Annotated in this window: 25 protein-coding genes; 10 read left to right on the top strand and 15 right to left on the bottom strand. The window is 40.9% G+C overall.

Annotated elements, in window-relative coordinates; all coding sequences use genetic code 11:
- Positions 1-3 precede the first annotated feature (3 nt).
- The 5 genes from AS005_RS06690 to rsmG are packed head-to-tail and all read right to left on the bottom strand — an operon-like array spanning position 4 to position 3777.
- Positions 4-1218 (bottom strand): S-layer homology domain-containing protein, encoded by a 1215-nt coding sequence (locus tag AS005_RS06690; RefSeq protein WP_233186271.1) that lies wholly within the window; start codon positions 1216-1218, stop codon positions 4-6.
- A gap of 52 nt (positions 1219-1270) precedes the next feature.
- Positions 1271-1702, bottom strand: a complete 432-nt coding sequence (locus tag AS005_RS06685) for a MarR family winged helix-turn-helix transcriptional regulator (protein WP_101510905.1) — start codon at positions 1700-1702, stop codon at positions 1271-1273.
- Positions 1699-2379 (bottom strand): 16S rRNA (cytidine(1402)-2'-O)-methyltransferase, encoded by a 681-nt coding sequence (gene rsmI / locus AS005_RS06680; RefSeq protein ID WP_101510904.1) that lies wholly within the window; start codon positions 2377-2379, stop codon positions 1699-1701. The genes AS005_RS06685 and rsmI overlap by 4 nt, the downstream gene beginning before the upstream one ends.
- A gap of 1 nt (position 2380) precedes the next feature.
- Complete coding sequence (locus AS005_RS06675; protein WP_233186270.1) at positions 2381-3055, bottom strand: biotin/lipoate A/B protein ligase family protein; 675 nt, start codon at positions 3053-3055, stop codon at positions 2381-2383.
- Between the two features lie 35 nt (positions 3056-3090).
- Positions 3091-3777 (bottom strand): 16S rRNA (guanine(527)-N(7))-methyltransferase RsmG, encoded by a 687-nt coding sequence (gene rsmG, locus AS005_RS06670; protein ID WP_199203873.1) that lies wholly within the window; start codon positions 3775-3777, stop codon positions 3091-3093.
- A 52-nt stretch (positions 3778-3829) separates the two neighbouring features.
- Between rsmG and AS005_RS06665 the strand changes: the two genes are divergently transcribed.
- Entirely contained in the window at positions 3830-6403 is a 2574-nt protein-coding gene (locus AS005_RS06665) for an FtsX-like permease family protein (protein WP_101510902.1), read from the top strand.
- Positions 6400-7077, top strand: coding sequence for an ABC transporter ATP-binding protein (locus tag AS005_RS06660; RefSeq protein WP_101510901.1), 678 nt, complete (start codon positions 6400-6402; stop codon positions 7075-7077). Before AS005_RS06665 ends, AS005_RS06660 begins: the two co-directional genes overlap by 4 nt.
- On the opposite strand, the gene AS005_RS06655 is transcribed toward AS005_RS06660, so the two are convergent.
- Positions 7041-7994 carry a protein-L-isoaspartate O-methyltransferase gene (locus tag AS005_RS06655; protein ID WP_101510900.1) on the bottom strand — a complete coding sequence of 318 codons (954 nt, stop codon included), beginning with the start codon at positions 7992-7994 and terminating at the stop codon, positions 7041-7043. The genes AS005_RS06660 and AS005_RS06655 overlap by 37 nt on opposite strands.
- A 41-nt stretch (positions 7995-8035) precedes the next feature.
- Here AS005_RS06655 and AS005_RS06650 point away from each other — a divergent pair, with 41 nt between their 5' ends.
- From AS005_RS06650 to AS005_RS06615, 8 genes are read left to right on the top strand one after another with little or no spacing between them, the layout of a single operon-like run.
- Positions 8036-9262, top strand: a complete 1227-nt coding sequence (locus AS005_RS06650) for a competence/damage-inducible protein A (RefSeq protein WP_101510899.1) — start codon at positions 8036-8038, stop codon at positions 9260-9262.
- Positions 9259-11286, top strand: a complete 2028-nt coding sequence (gene cheA / locus AS005_RS06645) for a chemotaxis protein CheA (RefSeq protein ID WP_101510898.1) — start codon at positions 9259-9261, stop codon at positions 11284-11286. The genes AS005_RS06650 and cheA overlap by 4 nt, the downstream gene beginning before the upstream one ends.
- Positions 11286-11744, top strand: a complete 459-nt coding sequence (cheW, locus tag AS005_RS06640; RefSeq protein WP_369819484.1) for a chemotaxis protein CheW — start codon at positions 11286-11288, stop codon at positions 11742-11744. The genes cheA and cheW overlap by 1 nt, the downstream gene beginning before the upstream one ends.
- Positions 11745-11747: 3 nt before the next feature.
- The gene (gene cheY / locus AS005_RS06635; RefSeq protein WP_029683466.1) at positions 11748-12110 is read left to right on the top strand and encodes a chemotaxis protein CheY; all 363 of its coding nucleotides are present in this window, start codon (positions 11748-11750) and stop codon (positions 12108-12110) included.
- 6 nt (positions 12111-12116) lie between these two features.
- Positions 12117-12413: a flagellar biosynthetic protein FliO gene (locus AS005_RS06630; protein WP_101510897.1), complete on the top strand. Its 297-nt coding sequence runs from the start codon at positions 12117-12119 to the stop codon at positions 12411-12413.
- Entirely contained in the window at positions 12410-13159 is a 750-nt protein-coding gene (fliP, locus tag AS005_RS06625) for a flagellar type III secretion system pore protein FliP (RefSeq protein WP_101510896.1), read from the top strand. Before AS005_RS06630 ends, fliP begins: the two co-directional genes overlap by 4 nt.
- A 6-nt stretch (positions 13160-13165) precedes the next feature.
- The gene (fliQ, locus tag AS005_RS06620; RefSeq protein WP_101510895.1) at positions 13166-13432 is read left to right on the top strand and encodes a flagellar biosynthesis protein FliQ; all 267 of its coding nucleotides are present in this window, start codon (positions 13166-13168) and stop codon (positions 13430-13432) included.
- A 13-nt stretch (positions 13433-13445) separates the two neighbouring features.
- Positions 13446-14099 (top strand): YSC84-related protein, encoded by a 654-nt coding sequence (locus AS005_RS06615; RefSeq protein ID WP_101510894.1) that lies wholly within the window; start codon positions 13446-13448, stop codon positions 14097-14099.
- A 19-nt stretch (positions 14100-14118) separates the two neighbouring features.
- Here the strand turns inward: AS005_RS06615 and clpP are convergent, their stop codons facing one another.
- From clpP to gap, 9 genes are read right to left on the bottom strand one after another with little or no spacing between them, the layout of a single operon-like run.
- Positions 14119-14730 carry an ATP-dependent Clp endopeptidase proteolytic subunit ClpP gene (clpP, locus tag AS005_RS06610; RefSeq protein ID WP_101511026.1) on the bottom strand — a complete coding sequence of 204 codons (612 nt, stop codon included), beginning with the start codon at positions 14728-14730 and terminating at the stop codon, positions 14119-14121.
- On the bottom strand, positions 14699-15979 hold the full coding sequence (tig, locus tag AS005_RS06605; protein ID WP_101510893.1) for a trigger factor: 1281 nt from the start codon (positions 15977-15979) through the stop codon (positions 14699-14701). Before tig ends, clpP begins: the two co-directional genes overlap by 32 nt.
- A 28-nt stretch (positions 15980-16007) precedes the next feature.
- Positions 16008-16280 (bottom strand): flagellar protein FliT, encoded by a 273-nt coding sequence (locus AS005_RS06600; RefSeq protein WP_101510892.1) that lies wholly within the window; start codon positions 16278-16280, stop codon positions 16008-16010.
- On the bottom strand, positions 16267-16797 hold the full coding sequence (locus AS005_RS06595; protein ID WP_101510891.1) for a holo-[acyl-carrier-protein] synthase: 531 nt from the start codon (positions 16795-16797) through the stop codon (positions 16267-16269). Before AS005_RS06595 ends, AS005_RS06600 begins: the two co-directional genes overlap by 14 nt.
- Positions 16794-17444, bottom strand: coding sequence for a tRNA1(Val) (adenine(37)-N6)-methyltransferase (locus AS005_RS06590; RefSeq protein ID WP_101510890.1), 651 nt, complete (start codon positions 17442-17444; stop codon positions 16794-16796). The genes AS005_RS06595 and AS005_RS06590 overlap by 4 nt, the downstream gene beginning before the upstream one ends.
- Positions 17441-17890, bottom strand: a complete 450-nt coding sequence (locus AS005_RS06585) for a GatB/YqeY domain-containing protein (RefSeq protein ID WP_101510889.1) — start codon at positions 17888-17890, stop codon at positions 17441-17443. Before AS005_RS06585 ends, AS005_RS06590 begins: the two co-directional genes overlap by 4 nt.
- Positions 17891-17936: 46 nt before the next feature.
- Complete coding sequence (gene tpiA / locus AS005_RS06580; protein ID WP_101510888.1) at positions 17937-18668, bottom strand: triose-phosphate isomerase; 732 nt, start codon at positions 18666-18668, stop codon at positions 17937-17939.
- Between the two features lie 32 nt (positions 18669-18700).
- Complete coding sequence (pgk, locus tag AS005_RS06575; protein ID WP_101510887.1) at positions 18701-19900, bottom strand: phosphoglycerate kinase; 1200 nt, start codon at positions 19898-19900, stop codon at positions 18701-18703.
- 53 nt (positions 19901-19953) lie between these two features.
- Positions 19954-20955, bottom strand: a complete 1002-nt coding sequence (gap, locus tag AS005_RS06570) for a type I glyceraldehyde-3-phosphate dehydrogenase (protein WP_101510886.1) — start codon at positions 20953-20955, stop codon at positions 19954-19956.

The raw sequence follows: 20955 nt of genomic DNA, 5'->3' as shown, positions 1-20955 counted from the left end.
TTATCACCTTAAGAGTAAGAGAAGCCCCAGTACGAGTGCGAGGCCCCCAGCTGCTATCAACAACATGTTCGTATCGATTTGGGGAACTTCTTCCTCCTTGGACATCTTTTGAGAGAGCGAGTTTACATCCTTCGAAACTTCCTCTATCTTTCGAGAAAGGTCATCTATTTGCTCTTTCAAAACTTGGATTTCGCTTTGAACGTTTGAACTCGTTTTCTGACTCTCATTTTGAAATTCCTCGAGTGTGTTGAGTCTGGTTTGTACCTTCTCGAAATCCGATTTCAAACTTTTTACAGAACTCTCGAGGCTCATCAATTTCGTTGAAAGCTGAGAAATATCACCCTGCAAATCGGAGATCGTCGTTTTCTGCTCGGAAATCTCACTTGAAATATTGCTCAGATTACGCATCAATTCACTCTTCGTGCTCATCAATTCTGATGATACAGATTCAACACTTTTTTTAAATTCCTCCAGACGTTCCGTAAGGGTACCAACTTTTCCCTTCAAGAGTAAGATATCTTCGCTTACATTCTCTTTCCATATAACAAGATTCCGCGTGTCGGAAGCGAGTTTTGTAATTTCACTTTCATTCGATGAAACTCTGTCTTTCAAGCTTTTCATATCTTTTCCCACCAGTTCTAATTTGCTGTCATGGTCCTGCAAAGTTTTCTCCAAATTCTGAATTTTCTTTTCTACAATGTCAATTCTTCTCAGTATTTCAGAATCGAAACCTCCCGTTTCCTGCTTGAAACTTGCAAAAGCAAGTGATAGATTGTTGTAAGCCTCCTCGAGCGAAGCGACTTTATTCTCCAAACTAGAGACGTTACTCGCGTTAGCGGAGATCATCGACATCACATTTTCGATTCTGGATTCCAAAATTTGATTTTTTTTCTCCAACTCATTGGCTCGTTCATCTAAAGCAATAGTAGCAGCCTTTATTATATCGATCTCATCGAGGAGAGGAAGTTTCTCTTTCAACTTTTCCAGTTCAAATCTCATCACCAATCTGTATATATACTGCGCAATATCGTACCTCGTAATTAAGAGAGCTCCTCGGAAATTCCCGTTTTCATCGAGTTCCATAATTTTCGATTCCACGACATACTTCACAGCATCGAAAAAGGGAGAATCCTCCTGGACGTCCTTTATGGTTTGACCGAGCAATAGAAGACTTATCGAAACCAAAATCGATAAAAATACTTTTCTCAAAAGCTTCACCTCCCCATTTCAACCTTAAAACATTCTTGAAAAATCCCTATGAAGAAAGAGTTTATTGTTTGGAAAATTTATTTTCCATAGCACTTTTAAGCTCTTTGAGAAGTTTTAGTATCTCCTCCGCCTTTTCCTTTCCAAGTTCGTTTACGATTTTTTCTATGAAGTTTTCCCTTCTCTCTATGACTTTTTCTATTACTTTCACCCCCTTCTCTGTGATATCCAAAATATGAGCCCTTCCATCTGTTGAATCAGGTGATCTCACAATAAAACCATCTGTTTCCAATCTTTTGACAAGCCCACTTATGGTGCTCTTTGCAACACCAAGTAGTACGCTGAGTTCTCCTGGACGTTTGGGGCCTTCGAAATAAATTTTCTGGAGAATATCGAACTGTGCTGGTGTTATTTCAAAATCTTTCAAAACCTTTCTTCCTTCAACCTTTACCATGAAACAAATTTCTCTCAATACCCTTTCAAACATTTGCTTCACGTTTTCACCTCTTTCTTTCCTGAGAGTACCACAGTGATTTCACCCAATGGTTTTTTCTTCTCAAAATATTCTATAGCCTCGCTAACTTTTCCTCTGAAAAACTCCTGATGTATTTTGGTCATTTCTCGAGCTATGAATATTTCCCTGTCTCCCAATATTTCAAGAATATCTCTCAATGTGGCCACGAGTCTTTCCGGTGATTCAAAAAAAACGACAGGCCTTTTCTCATCTCGGAGAGTCCTAAGAAGCCTTCTTCTGTTCTTTCCGCGGGGCAGAAAACCTTCAAATATGAATTTCGACCCAGGGAAACCACTCACAGCAACTGCGCTTGTCAAAGCACTCGGTCCTGGTACTACGTCCACCATTATTCCTTCTTTCCAGCACTCTTCAATGAGGTTGAAACCTGGATCCGATATCACCGGCATACCCGCATCACTTACCAGAGCCACATTTTTCCCCTCTTTCAAAAGCGGTATGATCTGCTTTATTCGTCGTTTCGAATTTCTCTCGTTGAACGAAACCAAAGGTTTCTTTATCTTGTACTTGTTCAGCAGAATCATCGTTCTTCTGGTATCTTCTGCTAGGATGAGATCCACTTCTTTGAGAGTTTTGAGGGCACGAATGGTTATATCCTCGAGATTACCGATTGGTGTTCCTAAAATGATCAACTTTCCCAACTTACCTCCTCCTCAAATCAAATAGATGAGACACTTTCTTTGCTTCCTCTAACATGTCATCTCTCAAATCTATTCTAAAGGAAATGCCAAACAAGTTTTCGAAACGTTTTATCATTCGTCTTTTTATATCTTCGACATCGATCTCGTACAGATCTAAAAGACCTTGGATGTAAGGTACATTTTCACTAAAGATTTCTCGCAAAAGGGAATTGTCTTGTCTCAGAACGATCGAACCATGTTCAACTATCGCTTCCTGTGTTCTAAACTGCGCACTTCCTACAATCTTTATTCCATCAATAACTACTTCATACTTGGAAGAAGCATCAAAACAGAAAGCTGTGTTTCCCCGTTTACCGTTGGAGAGTTCAGCAGGAACCCCCAGTTCACGGAGTACATCCTTTATAACTCCATGTACGATCTTATGAAATTCGAGAACAGATAGCCTCCCAAAAACAGTAGTCTTAGGAACGGCAATGCAGTAGGTGATTTCTGAATGATGAAGAACTGCCCTACCGCCGGAAGGCCTTCTCACGAAGTCCAAGCTCTCTGGTACTCTCAAACCATCTTCTTTTTGAAATCGTCCTAAAGAAACTGTGGGTCTTTCCCAACCATAAAATCTAAAGAAAACCGCTTGGTTTTGTTGGGCCCATTTTGCCATCAAACTGTCTATTGCCATGTTCAGAGAACCCGGGAAAATTCCTTCTCCAACCACTATAAAGGACGCTTGAATGGTATCCCCACCCGTCTTGGATATTTTTCGGGAGAGTTTTTTTCTTTTCTAAAGATCAACAACACCCTTTTTTCACCGCTCTTTAAGGAATAACTTCGTACCTCTTTCAACTTCACGCCCAGTTCATTCATGGCATTTTTTGCTTCTCGTATCTCTTTCTCAAAAGAAGGCCCTTTGTAAAAGAATAATTCTCCTCCCACTTTGAGAGCAGGTGCACATATCTCTATCAAGGTGTTCAAGCGCGCAACCGCCCTTGCTGTAACGTAATCGAAAGTTTCTCTTCTCTCCCTCGAGAAATTCTCAGCTCTTTCTTCCACTATTTCAACATTATTCAAGTTGAGTTTGTCGGTAATTTTCTTCAAAAACACCGTTGCTTTCATCTTCGAATCTAAAAGTATTACCTTGAGTTTCGGAAAAAAGATGGCTAAAATAACTCCTGGTACCCCGTTTCCCGATCCCACATCCAGAAGGGTGCCTTTTAAACTTTTGCCTTTCAAGGGAACCAAAATTTCTGCAACATTTTTGTGGATGGCGGAGTCTAATTTTCTGTGAGCTGTCAAGTTGTAAGGTACGTTCAGAAGTTCTTCAAGGTAAAGAGCAACTTTCTTTACTTGTACTTCTTGGAGCTCTAAACCGTACTCCTTTAGGATATTCTTCAACGTGTCCAACTCGGACACCTCCACAAAGAATTCTAACATTTCGTAACTGGAGGGAACATCTGTGGTTCTCAAAATTGCTTGGAGAAACTTCACGAAAAACTTGAGGATATCTTTCGTTGTGATTCTCGGACTGGCCATCAGTCTCTCACTTGTGACAGGTGCCTTTTCTCTTTCCGACTCGATAAACGCATGGAAATGGGAGAGAATAAGGAAGAATTTTGGTAAAGTAGATGCTGTTGCAGAGCCAAAAAATCCTTCGTTCTTTCTTTTTAGTTTTACAGCTTCAAAAATTGAAGACTCAGAAATAGAGAAACTGAAAGAACAAGTAAAGAAAGTACTCCCAGTGTTGGAAACCACTGCCAGATTGAATGATGCTTTGGATGTGTTGGTTATTGCTACAAATCCTGACGAACTTTCAGATTTCGTTGAAGAAAAAATTCGTCTGGAACCAGGCGAAGCAATAGTGGGGGAAGCTATTGCAAACGCTTTGAATTTGAAACTCGGAAACAAGATTACGTTACTCTTCCCTTCAGGAAAAAAGGTATTCACGGTGAAAATGATAGGTGAAAGTGGTTTTCTGAATTTCAAAGGTGAAACAGCCAGCATGCCTGGAAGCGTGTTCATTCATGTGAGTGACTCTCCCAGTAGGAATTTCCCGTCAAAATGTTATCTCCATTATGGTCTTCCCCTTGAGAAACATGCTGAGGTATCTTTGAGTACCGGTTTGAGAGTGAGAAACATAAAGTACGATTTCTTGAAATCCCCTGTAAATAGATCATTAACCTATGTGACTCTTGCCTTTTCTGGAATATCTATCTTCGTTGGTTTCCTTGTCTTTTACATGTTCTGTGAAGATGTGATAAGGGACAGAAATTTCACCCTTGTAACGTTGAGAAAAATAGGAATTCAGAAAAGAAAAGAGTGGGGACTTTTACTCCTAGAGGGGTTCATGTACTCACTCATTTCCGCTTCGATTGGAACCACGTTGGGTGTTTTTGTAGGAAAGTTTCTTTTGAACCGTTTTCAAACGGTGGTCGAAACGCTTTCATCGACGTTCTTATCCATTGACAAGGTGTCATTTCATTTATCGCTCAGAACAATATTTCTTAGCCTCGGATTGGGAATAATTTTCCCCATGATTCTGTTCTCTCTCAAAGCGAGAGAAGTAACTAGCAAGCCTCCTGTCTACCGTGAATTAGAAGAGAAAACAAGCCTTTCATCAAAATCGTTCATTTTGATGTTATCAGTAGGTATGTTCCTGTTTTTCTTTTCAAACTTCCGATTGCTTTCCCTTGCCCTGATATCGTTAGCTTTGGTCGTAAAGTTTAAAAATGCCTTCTTGTTACTTGGATTTGGAACTTTAAACCTTTTGTTGGGAATTTTAACCAAAATAACTCTTGAATCAGAAAGTGCTTTTTTACTTTCAGCTCTGAACAAAGGCCTAACAATCTTTCTTGGAATTACCCTTCTGACATTTTCAATTGTTCTCTTTTCGAGAAAAATCTTGGAACATTTGGTATCCAATGGCAATCTTCCTCTTCTGATAGGGTTTTCTTACGTTCAGCGTTTTCCGAAGAAAGGTATCACGATCGCTTTGACTTTTGCGTTCTTGATATTCTCAGTGACGATTTTCGATATTCTTTCTGCAAGTGCAGATCTCTTTGTTGAAAAGAAAATAAAAAGCGGTCTTTTCGGGTACAACTTTCTTGTTCTCGAAAATCCGTTCAAGTCCTTTCTCGGCAACGTTTCTATTCCGGTACACGAAGAGTTGAAAGATCCTTCGATGGCTTATTTGTACCTGTTTAAAACGAATTTTGGAGAAAAGACCATCGCCTTTGTTGATGAGCAATTTCTCAAAGGTTCAAATTTGAAACTATCTGCAGGAACGGCAAAAAGTCTCAGATCACCTAACGCGGTGCTTGTGGGTGACGAAATTTCAGAAACCGTTATAAAAGGAACATTGAAATCTTTATTACCCCTTGGCGGAAGAAAAGAAGAGACCTTCAAGATTGTAGGAAAGTACAACAAGAACGACTATCTTGTACCAGTAGACATGATTTCACTCTCTAAGAATAAACCAAATAGTGTAAAACCGATCATGGTACTTTTGGGAAAAGTAATCAAAGATAACTCATTAGAAATAAAGAAATTCTATCTTTCTAAATTTTCATATCCTTTTTTTCTCGACGAGGAACTCGCAAAACTTTACAGTGGTATAGAAGGATTAGTTGACGTTATAAAATTTATCTTCTTCTTTGGTTTTTTGTCTGCCATCTCCGGACTCATTCTCTTTGTTTTGAAATCATACCTTTCAAGGGTGAGGATCATGGGAACGTTGCGAGCGGTAGGGATGAAAGCATCTCAATTGATGATGTCCTTCCTAATAGAGCACCTCTCTTTCTTGATCGGTGGGATTATCGTAGGGACCATCTCTGGCTCACTTATGGGAGTTTCTGTCGCAGAAACAATGTCTGAAAATCTGGGAACTTTCATTGTTTCTGTACCCATAGATTCCATACTCTTGTTCCTTCTGATCATACTGACGATAGCCGTCTCAGTGATGACAATCCCGATTTATCTGATATCAAAACTTTCACCATTGGAAGCTATGAAGGAAGGGAGTGACGTAGGATGATAGAAGTATACAATCTTTGGAAGGAGTACAACGGAAGAGAGAAGGTAACCGCCTTAAAAGGAATAAACCTCAGGATAAGCAGCGGGGAGTTCGTCGTGATACTAGGACCTTCTGGATCTGGGAAAACCACTCTTTTGAATTGCCTCTCAGGCGTTGATCGCCCGACGGAAGGAAAAGTGATTATAAATGGGGTGGATCTTTACACTCTTTCCGAAGAAGAGAGAACTAGATACAGGGCAAAAAACATGGGATTCGTGTTTCAATTTTTCAATCTCGTGCCTGTTCTAACCACTCTCGAAAATGTCGAGCTTCCTCTTTTGATACTCGGTGTAAACAGAAAAGAAGCGAAAGAAAGGGCCTTCAACCTCCTGAGAAGGGTTGGACTGGCTCACAAATGGAACAGATTTCCAGAAGAACTTTCCGGAGGAGAAAAGCAAAGAGTTGCCATAGCGAGAGCATTGATCCACAATCCAAAGGTTGTGTGGGCAGATGAACCCACTGGTGCCCTTGATAACGAAACTGGAGATATGATAATCGATCTTCTGCTGGAAATGAAAAAGAACACCACCTTGGTAGTTGTAACTCACGACGAAAGAATAGCAGAAAAAGCCGATAGGGTTATAAGAATACGAGAGGGTCAAATAGAACAAGATACCCTTGAAAAAGCGTTGTAACCTATGTGAAGCGTCAAGTGCTCAAAACCCCTGTATCCGCACCTTTCCCATTGAGAAAGAAGATTCTCTATTTCGGTCGCTTCTCCATAGATTCTTATCTCGCCGTTGAGAAATTCTACCGCTCCTCTATCATCAACGTAATAAAATCTCCCATCTATTTTGGTGAGTTTCCTAGTTAGAATATCGACAAGTTCTAAGAATAAAAAAGGTCGAGAGATTGATATCACCTTGCTCAAGGGGAATTCCTTTAGAAACTTTTTGTTCCTCTCGAGTAAATTCCCAAGCTTTCCTCCTGCTTTTATAAATCGTGTTTCCAATTTGTAACCACCTACAAGATAAGGTGAAGCCTTCGAGAAGAGAAAAGCGGGCTGACGGCCCGAGAGTTTCAAATTTATCGGTACGATCACTCTGCTTTTTTCATGCATTTGCTCAAACCATGTGTCGGGGATTTCATCCACTCCAACTGTCACAAAAACAACATCGTACGGAGCGAAATCTGGAACGCCGTAGTATCCGTCTCCACAAATGACGATAACGTTCTCGATTCCCAATTTTTTCAAGTTCTCTTCTGCTATCTTACAGATCTTTTCCGAATATTCTATGGAAACGATCAATCCACTATCTCCGACCACCTTGCTCATGACGGCTGCGTTGTATCCTGTTCCACCGCCTACTTCAAGAACTTTCATACCCTCACTTAATTCCACCCATTCCATGAACATCGCCATCAAAGAAGGTTGACTGGAAGTGCTGAACACTTCTCCGTCATCGTAAGAAACGAGCACAACGTCTTCGTAAACGTAAGAGAGAGGATATCTCTTCATTAAAAAAGACTCTCGAGGAACTTCCAGAAAAGCCTTTGCAATGCGATCTTTCACTCCGTAATTCTTGAGGATCCAGAAAAGCCTTTCTCGCATGACCATCCCCTGTGTTATCATACCATTGAAGGGGTGATCCAATGAAAAAAGCAGCGATAATTACCATAGGTAGTGAGCTCTTGGAAGGTCTTATAGTAAACAAAAACGCTCAATACCTTTGCCAAGAATTGAAGAACCTCGGATACGAGGTTGTTAAAGTTTCAACCGTGGGCGATGCTCTGGATGATATTGCAAATGAAGTTATGTCCCTTCTCCCAAAGGTTGACCTTTTGGTGTTAACAGGTGGTCTGGGCCCCACTAAAGACGATCTCACTAGAGAAGCTTTAGCGAAAGCTTTGGGAAGAAAACTCTATCTCGACAGTGAACTAAAAGCAAAAATAGAAGAAAAAGTTAAGAAGTATCACAAAACAGTACCATCGAATATAGAGAGACAGGCTTTCGTGATAGAAGGAGCAAGTATAATCGACAATCCTGTAGGAAGCGCACCTGGTCAAATCATTGAATTGAACGGCAAAAAAGTGTTGATACTTCCCGGTCCACCAAGAGAACTGAAACCGATGTTTGAATCTATCAAAGAACAGCTGAAAACCTCTGATGCTCTTTATCAGATTGTTTTAAAGTACTACAGCATTCCCGAAGCGATCCTTGAAGACCTTCTAAAAGAAATTCTTTATTCTCAGAATGTAGTAAAAGTTGCAACGATGGCAGACCACGTTGAAGGCGTGAGACTCAGGTTGACCACACACATGAAGAACAAGAATTTACTGGACGAATTGGTTAGAAAAATTATTGAAAGAACTGGAGAACATTTGTATGGAATAAATGAAGAAAAAATGGAAGAAGTGGTCGTCAGGCTTTTGAAAGAAAAGAAGAAAAACCTTGCTATAGCAGAATCCTGTACCGGAGGATTGACCTCTTCTTTAATAGTGAATGTACCAGGTGCTTCTGAAGTTTTTGTGGGAGGTGTGGTAGCTTACAGTAACAAGCTGAAAAAGCGCATTCTCGGTGTTAAAGAGGATACTCTGAAAGACCACGGAGCAGTGAGTGAGCAGTGCGTAAAAGAGATGACAGAAGGGCTGAAAAGATTAACTGGCGCGGATGTGTGCATTGCTATCTCAGGAATAGCCGGCCCAACCGGAGGGACACCTACAAAACCCGTTGGAACGGTTTTCATAGATCTTTTCGAACAAAAACACGTGACTTTAAGGTATAATTTTTCTGGTGATCGAAACACCATAAGAATCCGCTCCGCCATGATGGCCCTGGAAAATCTGAGAAGATATTTGAAGGAGCGTGAGAGGTTATGATGGAAGAATACCTCGGTGTGTTCGTAGACGAAACGCGTGAATACCTTCAAAGTTTGAACGATACCCTCTTGAAACTGGAGGAAAATCCTGAGGATATGGAACTCATAAACGAAGCTTTCCGAGCTCTTCACACTCTGAAGGGTATGGCTGGAACAATGGGATTTTCAAATATGGCTAAATTGTGCCACTCTTTGGAAAACATTCTTGATAAGGCTAGGAGCGGTGAGATAAAAATTTCCTCGGAACTTTTAGATCGAATTTTTGCGGGTGTTGACATGATAGCTTCGATGGTAGACAAAATCGTTTCGGAAGGTTCAGATGAAATTGACGAAGATATAGACGCATTCACAGACTCTATAAAAAGCTTCGCATCCGGAAAAGAAACTCACACCAAAGAAAATACACAATCCGAGAAAGAGGAAAAAACTTCCAAAAACGAAGAAAAGGAAAAATCTACTACAAATGGAACCGAAGAGAGAATGGAACTCCCAGAAGAAGTAGCTCATGTCTTTCAAGAAGCGAAAAAGAAGGGGTTCAATACATTCTATGTTAAGGTGGTACTCAAAGAAGGAACCCAACTCAAGTCTGCTAGAATGTACCTCGTCTTCCACAAACTCGAAGAATTGAAATGTGAGGTTGTAAAGACAGTACCTTCTGTGGAAGAGATCGAGGAAGAAAAATTTGAAAACGAAGTCGAACTTTTCGTCATTTCACCAGTCGATCAAGAAAAACTCTCAAGTGCTCTCGGCAATATAACGGATGTGGAAAAGATCATAATCAAAAGTGTCATTCCAGTTACTGAAAAAGAGAAAGTGACAGGGGAACATCTTGGGGAAACAAAGCTACCAGAAGAAAAGGAAAAATCTGAGAAGAGGCGTGTCGTTTCTCAAACTGTCAGAGTTGACATAGAAAAACTCGATAATTTGATGGATTTAATGGGAGAACTGGTCATCGCAAGGAGTAGGATTCTAGAGACACTGAAGAAATACAATATAAAGGAAATAGATGAAAGTCTCACCCAACTCAGCCGAATTACTTTGGATCTCCAAAACGTCGTCATGAAGATCAGGATGGTTCCTATCGCTTTCGTCTTCAACAGATTCCCTAGAATGGTAAGGGATCTTGCAAAGAAAATGAACAAAGAAGTCAACTTCATTATGAAAGGAGAAGACACAGAACTCGACAGAACTTTTGTTGAAGAAATAGGAGAACCCCTTCTACATCTCTTGAGAAACGCAATAGATCATGGAATAGAGCCCAAGGAAGAGAGGATAGCGAAAGGCAAACCTCCCGCAGGAACATTGGTACTCTCAGCACACCACGAAGGAAACAACGTGGTAATAGAAGTTGAAGACGATGGGAGAGGTATTGATAAAGAGAAGATTCTCAAAAAAGCCATAGAAAGAGGATTAATTGATGAATCTGAAGCCTCCAGACTCTCGGATCAAGAAATTCTGAACTTCTTGTTCATGCCTGGGTTCTCCACCAAGGATAAAGTTTCAGAGGTGTCGGGAAGAGGAGTTGGGATGGACGTTGTAAAGAACGTTGTAGAATCTCTGAATGGTAGTATAAGCATAGAAAGTGAAAAGGACAAGGGAACAAAGGTTACGATAAGACTTCCTTTAACTCTTGCCATCATTCAAGCTCTTCTCGTCAAAGTTAACAACCTCGTTTACGCCATACCAATAGCTAACATAGACACGACCCTCAGAATTTCTAAAAAGGATATCCAGACGGTACAAGACAGAGAAGTGATCGTCATAAGAGGTGAAGTGATTCCAGTTTACAAACTATGGGAAGTTCTCCAGATAGAGCACGAAACGGAAGAGGAAGAAATGGAAGTGGTAATAGTGAGAATTGGGAACCGTAAATACGGCATAGTTGTTGACAGACTTCTCGGCCAAGATGATATCGTTATAAAGTCGCTTGGAAAAGTGTTCGCCGACGTTAAAGAATTCAGTGGAGCTGCTATACTTGGTGATGGTAGTATTGCACTCATCATAAATGTTTCTGGAGTTGTATAATGGGGGTGAAGAGATTGCCCGAGATTAAGGAATACGAAGTGCTTTCTTTTGAAATGGGAGATCAGGTATTAGCTTTCGATGTAGATAACATCGAGATGGTGATAGAGAAACCTGAGATAACCCCCGTCCCAAAATCCAAGTATTTTGTGGAAGGGGTTATCAACTTGAGGGGAAGGATCATTCCGGTTGTGAACCTCGCAAAAATTTTGGACGTTTCTTTTGACGAATCAAAGATGAAAAGTATAATAGTAGCAAAAGACAAAGACGTTGAAGTTGGTTTTTTGGTGAACAGAGTACTTGGTGTTTTGAGAATCACAGAGGAACAACTGGATCTCACAGACGTTTCCGACAAGTTCGGGAAAAAATCGAAAGGGTTAATAAAAGCTGATAGTAAACTCATAATTTATTTGAACATCGACGAAATAATCGAAGAGATAACGATTAAGGAGGGAGTGTAAACGATGGGAAAAAGAGTTTTGATAGTTGATGATGCAGCGTTCATGAGAATGATGTTAAAAGATATCATTACGAAAGCAGGTTACGAAGTGGTAGGTGAGGCAACCAACGGACGCGAAGCTGTTGAAAAGTACAAAGAATTAAAACCAGACATTGTAACAATGGATATAACCATGCCAGAAATGAATGGTATCGATGCAATCAAAGAAATTATGAAAATCGATCCTAACGCAAAGATCATTGTGTGTAGTGCTATGGGACAACAAGCGATGGTCATTGAAGCGATTAAAGCTGGTGCTAAGGATTTTATCGTGAAACCATTCCAACCCTCAAGAGTGGTAGAGGCACTCAACAAGGTTTCGAAGTGATACAAAATGCTCGCCGTTTTACAATTTATCTTAGCTTTCGGAATAGTTCTTTTTTTTCTCCTCATAACTTACTATTTTGTAAGAAAGGGGGTCTTTTCTCAAAAAGGCTCCAATGTTTCTGTGTTAGAAAGGCGTTACCTCGACAGGAAAAGCTTTATAGCCATCGTCAGAATAGTTGATGAATATTACGTGATACTCGTGTCTGACTCCAGTGCCACCATAATAAAGAAGTTAGAGGATTACAAAGAAGGAGATTCCTTTTCCACAATTCTTTTCAGAAAAATAGGGAGAAAATCCAAATGAAGAAAATTGTCCTTCTCTTTCTTCTTTTTCTTTCTGTTTTCTCATTTTCCCAGGAGATTCCTTTCCCGGCTATTTCGATAGGTGTCAAACCTGTTGAGGAGCCAAAAGATTTGGTTGTCACACTTGAAATACTTCTCGTTCTCACCGTCCTAGCATTGGCTCCATCCATTCTCATCTTGTTTACCTCCTTCACGCGTATAATCGTGGTCTTTTCGTTCTTCAGAAACGCACTCGGTACTCGTCAAACACCACCCAATCAAGTTATGATCGGTCTGGCTCTTTTTCTTACCTTTCTCATCATGCAACCCGTTTGGAATGATATATACAACAACGCGATAACACCTTATTTGAACAAAGAAATAGGATATCAAGAAATGTTTCAAAGGATAAACACCAGAATCAGAGAATTCATGATAAAAGAGTTGAAGAATCATCACAATGAGGATAACGTATTCATGTTAGCACGGAACTCTAACATCGAAATCACCAAAGTAGAAGAAGCGCCAAATTCCGTTTTGATACCAGCTTTCGTTTTAGGAGAACTCGAAATCGCTTTCAAAATGGGTGTGATTCTTTACGTCCCATTCATCGTTATAGATATGATCGTAGCCAGTATACTGCTCTCCATGGGGATGATTATGATCCCTCCTATTTTTGTTTCTCTACCATTTAAAATACTGATATTTGTGATGGCGAACGGTTGGGATCTGCTCGTAGAAGGTTTAATTAAAAGTTTCGCGAGGTGATGTATCGTGACGATAGAAGTATTTTTGGATATAATGAAAAACGGTGTTGGCCTCATCCTTGAGTTAATAGTTCCTCCTCTCATTGTGAGCCTGATAGTAGGGCTTGCGATAAGTATATTCCAAGCGGTAACGCAAATTCATGAGCAAACACTCATGTTCGCTCCTAGAATCATCGTTATATTTCTCACGATTTTGTTCTTGAGCGGATGGATGGCTCAAAAACTCTTGGATTTTTTCATGGAAATGTTCCAGAAATACCTACAGATGATTTGAGGAGAGTGAGAGAATGAAAAGATGGATTTTTCTGATGATTTTGCTTCCCTCCTTTACAATTTTTTCCAACGCTTTCGATCTCATAGATGAGTCCTATTTATCTTTAAAGGAATTTCTCGATCAATCAGACAGCGGTGCGTTCATCTCCCTTTTGGAAAGAGCAAAAGGTATTCTCATAGTTCCAAAGTACTTCAAGATAGGTTGGATAGTGGGTGGTCAATACGGCGAAGGTATTCTACTGAGAAGGGATATTGACACAAACAAATGGTATGGTCCTCTCTTTGTCAAGATATATGGACTCAGTTTGGGACCACAAATTGGTTTTCAAAGTGTTTCACTGATTGCAGTCATAATGGACAGTGTAGAAAGTTTCGCCAGTGAGAATTTAACTTTAGGAGGATCTCTTAGTGTTGCTGCAGGTCCCCTGGGAAGAAGACTAAGCGCAGATTACAACCTGGATGCTTCTGTTTACTCCTATTCCATCGCTCGTGGATTTTACGCCGGCTTTTCTCTCGAAGGGGCAAAGGTAGACATCGATCTCGAGCTCACACGAGAATACTACAACACTTATAAGATCGATCCAAAAGAAATTCTATTCACCAAGGTTGTAAGCGGGAAAGCGAGGAAAATAGTGAATCTTTTGAACGAGAAACTAATAGAAAAATAGGGCACCAGTGGTGCCCTGTTTATCTCGAGCTTACAACTTTGTCAACTATTCCGTATTCTTTTGCTTCCTCCGCACTCATGAAAAAGTCTCTGTCCGTATCTTTCTCAATTTTCTCGATTGGCTGTCCTGTGTGCTTGCTAAGGATCTTGTTGAGAAGATCCTTTATCCTTAAAAGTTCTCTCGTGATGATCTCCACATCTTTTGCTGGTCCTTCGGCTCCACCTAACGGTTGGTGAATCATAATACGGGCGTTCGGGAGAGCATACCTCTTCCCTTTCGTGCCAGCTGCAAGGAGAACCGCCGCCATAGATGCAGCTTGCCCTACACATATGGTGGAAACATCACACTTTATATACTGCATGGTGTCGTATATGGCAAGACCCGCCGTTACCGAACCACCGGGAGAATTTATGTAGAGATAAACATCTTTGTCCGGATCTTCCGCTTCCAGAAACAAAAGTTGAGCAATGACCAGATTCGCTACATGATCGTCTATCGGAGATCCTAGAAAGACGATTCTGTCTTTCAAAAGCCTAGAGAAAATATCGTAGGCTCTTTCGTATCTTCCTGTGGTTTCGACGACGATAGGAACGTACTGATCAATTATCTTCTTTTCGTCCTTCATTGTTATCACCCTCTCCTCTGGGTTCGACCACTTTCACTTTCACCTCTTCTAGCAAAGCATCAAGAACCTTCCTCCGCAGTAGAGCCCATCTGAGATCTTCTTTGAGATCTTGTCTCGATTTTACCAAGGCTTTCGCACGATCTGGAGAAATACCCCAGAAGGGAGCCAATTCCTCAGCTTCCTTTTCCAATTCTTCTTCGGTTACCTCTATATTTTTCTCCTTTGCAATAACTTCAATCGCTCTGTCTCTTTTTATATCATTCAATATCCTGTTCTTCAATTCCTTTCTCAGCTCTTCTTCGTTTTCATAGGAACTCACAATTTGTTCGTACTTTCCTTCCTTCTTCAGCCTGTTGATAGATTCTTCTACGAGAATATCGAGGGTTTTTTCGGATACTTCTATTTCCACAACCTCTGGAAGTTTCTCTGCAAGCTGCTCTCTCATGCTCTCTTTCATTTCAACTTCGTATATATCCTTTCCTTCTTTCTTAAGGGATTCTTTCAACTGTTCCAAAGTTTCAAACTCATTACTCACCGTTCTTGCAAGCTCATCACCGATTTCCAACAATGTTCTTTTGTAAACCTCCTGCACTTCTAATTTGTAAGTGTATTTTTTCCCTTCGTATTCTCTTTCTATTTCAACAATGTCACCTTTCTTCTTGCCAACAAGATCCTTCACAAATGGCCTATCTTCCCCTTCTTTTAAAACATACTCGTATTCCCTCGTGGTTAGTTTCTTTCCTTCTTCGTTGTACACTTCCATCGTCACTCTAACGAGGTCCCCGATCTCGGCACTTCCCTCTTTAGGTTCAAGAAGGGCGTGTTTTTCTCTCAAATCTTCGAGTCTCCTTTCCACGTACTTCTCTAGAACTTTTTCTTCATCTACCTTCTCTACCTCTATTTTTGATACATCTCCTATCTTTACCTCAGGCTCCTCGTGGATTTCAACGACCATTCTAGCTGAACTGTTCTCTATCTCTCTTTTAGTAACTATAGGAGATATGATGAGCTTTCTATCCTTAAGAGTTTCTGGTATGAGATCCATCAAGAAATCCAAAACGTATTCTTGAAAATCTTTTCCAAATCTCAACTTTAAAATGTTTTTTGGAATTCTTCCTTTTCTGAATCCAGGAATTTCTACTCTTTGGTTCAGATACCTGGTTGCCTTATCCTCTGCTTGTTCGATTTCTTTTTCATCAAAAATATACTCCAATACGACCCGGTTTTTGTCCCTTTCTAGTTCTTTCACTTCCATTGTAGAGCATCCCTCCTGCTCGTGTTTTTTAACCTTTACCTATTGTGTCTCCCTTCAACCATATATGCTTTTGAAGAGAGGTCTTGGCCTCTAAAGTTTTCGTCAATTCAATGAACAAATCACTTTTTCTTTTTTCCAGTTTTTCCAACCTCTCTTTGTCACGGATGAGAATCCTATTCAATGCTTCTTTGGGAAGTGTTTCCAGTAACTTTCTCCTTTCTTCCAAAAGCTCGAGAAGAATCTCATAATTTCCTTTCTCCAATGCTTCATCTATCCTCTTTTCAATATCATCTATGCTCATTCTCTTCACATCCTGCCACAAGAATGTTTCCATACTTTACCAATTTACAACCGAGTTTCTGAAGAATCTCTTTCAAGACAAAAGGCGGAAGCTGCGAATCTATTTCCCATCCATCGTCCTTTCTGCCCAAAATTTCAAAATTTTTACTCAATTTCTCTTCTTCACCTTTTACAATAATACCACCCTTTCTCTTTTCGAGAACAACCACAGCAATCACGAACACGTCATGTGAAAGGGAAATGTGAGCAAAATTGAACAGGCCAAAATCCCGGTGGATTTTTAGAACAGGCTTCCCTTTGTCCTCGAGAAACTCCACATCGGCAAACCGAAATCCATTTATTCCCGTTCCAAGAGCCTTGAAAAAGGCCTCTTTGAGAGCAAATCTGCCTGCAAGAAATTCTTTCTTTCGATTTCGCAAGCGGTAGATTTCTTTCTCCCCTTTACCCAATATCCTGTCGACAAGTTTTTCATGAATTCTTTCTATCTCCAGAAGATCTACTCCAACGCCAACAATCATGAAAGAATCACCGGTGGATCTACTATCAATCCCCTTTTCCCATTCTTTCTCAATCTCAACAAAACTAACGTCGCCACTTTTTCAATTTTACCATGGACGAAACACATTCTCTTAGGCTCGAGTCGATGAGACACGAATTCTTCCAACCACTCTACAAAGTTCTCAGGAGAGAGCACATAAACCGCTGTTCCACCGTTTTTTAAGAATCGAAAAGTTGCCTGAACGAAAGCTTGTATATCGGTTCTCTCTAAACTTCTTGTTGAGGCCTTCAAAGGATGTTTACTCTTCACTTTAGTGTGATGAGGAGGATTAGATACCACCATATCGAAGGATTCTGGCTCAAAAGAAACCTCCTTTACCGATGCGTTCACAAACGAAACCTTGCCTTCAAGTTGGTTCAAATAGATACCTTTGACTGCTTTCTCGTACAATTCTCTTTCTTTTTCAATTCCCACCACTTCCACATCGTAAATTTTTGCAAGGGCAAAACTCACAGTTCCAATACCGCTTCCGAGCTCAAGTACTCGTTTCACACCTTTGCCAGGTTTTGCGTACCACACAAGAAGCGAAGAAGCGTGAGTAGGGCGATGGGCGGGTCCTGCATCAACTATCTCTATACATCTGATAATATCAGGATCGAACTTCATAAAGATTCCAATATCTCCCTCACCATTTTGTTCACAATTTTTCCATCTGCTCTTCCTTTAACTTTGGGCATAACAATTTTCATAACTTTACCCAGATCCTTTGGAGAAGAAGCCCCTATCTCTTTTATTGCTTCCATGACGATCTCTCTTATTTCTTCCTCCGAAAGTTGCTTTGGAAGATAGGACTCTATAATTTCCAATTCCTTTTTTTCTTTTTCTGCGAGTTCTTTTCTGCCATGCTTCTCGTATTCTTCTATGGCTTCTCTCCTCTTCTTTGCCTCTTTCATGAGAGCTTCCATGACTTCCTCGTCACTAGCTTCCTTCATTCTTTCAACTTCCAGATTTTTCAGAGTTGTGAGTATCATGCGAAGTGTGTTCACTTTTATTGCATCTTTGTTTTTCATCGCTTCTTTCAGATCCGCCATAAGCTTTTCCTTCAAGGTCATGACTAGTACCTCCTTCTCAAAAAGTGAGACCCCGCCCCGCGGGGTCTCAAGAAACAACTCCCTTCATTATTCTCACAAGATCTACGAAAGATTCTTTGAGACTTGCCCCTCCTACAAGACCACCGTCTATATCCTTTTGTACAATAAGACCCAAGAAATTGTTGGGTTTTATGCTACCTCCGTAGAGAATTCTAATCGTTTCAGCCGTTTCTTCATCGTACATTTGTAAGAGTAATCTCCTGATGAAAGCATGTACCTCTTGCGCTTGCTGCGGAGTTGCCACTTTTCCTGTTCCAATAGCCCAAACAGGTTCGTAAGCTACAACTACTTTCTTTGCCTCTTCTTTGTTGAGACCATAGAATCCTTCCCTTATTTGCTTCTCCACAACGCAGAATGTAAGACCTTTTTCTCTTTCCTCTAGTGTTTCTCCCACACAGAAAATAGGCGTCATGTCTTTTGCCAGAACGGCTTTTATCTTTTTGTTTATTAGCTCATCATCCTCTTTGAAAATCCGTCTTCTTTCCGAATGTCCCACTATCACGTACTCTACACCTATTTCTTTCAGCATCAAAGGAGAAATTTCTCCTGTGAATGCTCCTTGATCTTCGTAGAAGACATTCTGAGCACCAAGTTTGATGTTTCTCCCAGAGAGAATCTCACCAACTTCTGAAAGAGCTGTAAAAGGAGGACACACAACTACTTCAAACTCTTCTACATCATGGAGCTCGTTCAGCAACAAAGTCACAAATTTCTTCGCTTCTGAGATCGTTTTGTGCATCTTCCAGTTTCCCGCAAGGATAAGTCTACGGGTTATTTTTTTTTATCAGCTATGCTGGCAATTCCGGGAAGCTCTTTACCTTCAAGAAATTCGAGAGAGGCTCCTCCGCCAGTTGAAACGTGAGAGAATCTATCTTCTATTCCAAATTTGTTCACAGCTGCTGCACTGTCTCCACCACCAACAACTGTTGTGGCTCCTTTTTCTGTAAGAGAAGCTATTGCGAGAGCAACTTGTTTGGTTCCTTCCGCAAAGTCGTCTATCTCAAAGACCCCCATAGGTCCGTTCCAAACGACCGTTTTCGCGTCGGAAAGTTTTTGTTTGAAGAGTTCTATCGTTTCAGGACCAATATCGAGACCCATCCAACCTTCAGGAATACCTTCGTCGATTTTTACTACTTTCTTCTCCACACCCGCTTCTATTTTCTGGGCTATGACAGCATCAACAGGAAGAACGATCTCCACATTCTTTTCTCTGGCTTTGTCAAGGAGTTCTTTCGCAAGATCAAGCTTATCTTCTTCGTATTTTGAAGAACCAACTTGTTTTCCAAGCGCCTTCAAGAATGTGAACATCATGGCACCACCGATAAGGATTCTATCTGCTTTTTCCATGAGATTCGTAATAACACCGATCTTGTCGGAAACCTTCGCACCACCAAGAACAACGACGTAAGGTTTTTCAGGATTGTAAGTCACCTTAGAAAGGAATTTGATCTCCTTCTCCATCAAGAAACCTGCCACGCTGGGAAGAAACTGAGCAATTCCAACATTGGAAGCGTGTGCCCTGTGAGCTGTTCCGAAGGCATCGTTCACATGAATGTCTGCTAGGCTCGCCCAGAACTTGGCAAGTTCAGGGTCATTTTTCGTTTCCCCGGGATGGAATCTCGTGTTTTCAAGCAGAAGGGCCTCTCCTTCTTTCAGTTCCTCAACGGCTTTCTTTACTTCGTCACCAACCACCGCCGGCACGAATTTCACTTCTTGTCCCAGTAACTGTGAGAGTCTTTCGGCAACCGGTTTCAAGCTGTACTGAGGATCAGGTTGCCCTTTCGGCCTTCCAAGGTGGGAAAGCAAAATCACTTTCGCTCCTTGTTCCAAAACGTATTTTATCGTCGGGATGGCTGCTCTTATTCTAGTGTCATCCTGAACCACACCTTCTTTCACTGGAACGTTGAAATCAACTCTCATTATGACCCTTTTCCCTTTTAAATCGACATCCTTTACGGTCATTTTTTCCATGTTCACACCTCCTTCACAAGCTCACAAAGGGCGGGAGCACCCGCCCGAATTCGTCACATTTTGAGGAGCAGTTCAAGTGTATCAACGACTCTGTTACTGTATCCATACTCATTGTCGTACCAAGAAGCAACTTTCACGAGCTTTCCACCAATGACGTTAGTTATGGTAGCATCGAATATTCCAGAGAAGGTTGTTCCAATAATGTCAGTGCTCACAATAGGTTCTTCGTTGTAACCTATAATTCCCTTCAGTTTTCCTTCGGTGGCTTCTTTCATAACAGCGTTCACTTCTTCTTTCGTTGTCTCTTTTTCCACGAGAACGGTAAGATCTGTAATCGATCCGTCTGGTGTTGGGACTCTGATAGCCATACCATCAAGTTTTCCTTTCACTTCAGGCACAACCAAAGCAACCGCTTTAGCAGCACCGGTGGTTGTGGGGATTATGTTGACAGCCGCTGCTCTTGCCCTTCTCAAGTCCTTATGAGGAAGATCGAGAACCCTCTGATCGTTCGTGTAAGAATGGACCGTTGTAAGCATTCCGCTTACAATACCGAACTTTTCGTGGAGTACTTTTACAATGGGAGCGATTGAGTTTGTCGTACAAGATGCACAAGATATGATAGTGTGTTCAGGTTTGAGTTGATCCTCATTACATCCTATAACTACGGTGATGTCTTCCCCTTTGGCTGGAGCGGTGATTATGACTTTCTTGGCACCTGCTTTGAGATGAAGTTCCGCCTTTTCTCTGTTTCTGAAAACTCCTGTGGATTCTATCACGAAATCGACACCGAGATCTTTCCATGGAAGTTTGGAGGGGTCAGGTTCTGCAAACACTCTGATCTCTTTTCCATCGATGATAAGAGAGTTCTCTGTGTACTCAACTTTCCCAGGAAATTTCTTGTGGACAGAATCGTACTTTAGAAGGTGTGCGAGTGTTTTGGTATCTGTAAGATCGTTGATGGCTACTACTTCGATGTCTGGATTCTTCCTCTCGTAGATGATTCTGTAAACCAACCTTCCTATCCTTCCAAATCCGTTAATAGCCACCCTTGCCAT

Origin of the sequence: Thermotoga sp. KOL6 (assembly GCF_002866025.1) — a bacterium.
GTDB lineage: Bacteria > Thermotogota > Thermotogae > Thermotogales > Thermotogaceae > Thermotoga.
The sequence above is the reverse complement of the archived record's forward strand: the minus strand, read 5'-3'. Positions and strand labels throughout refer to the sequence as shown.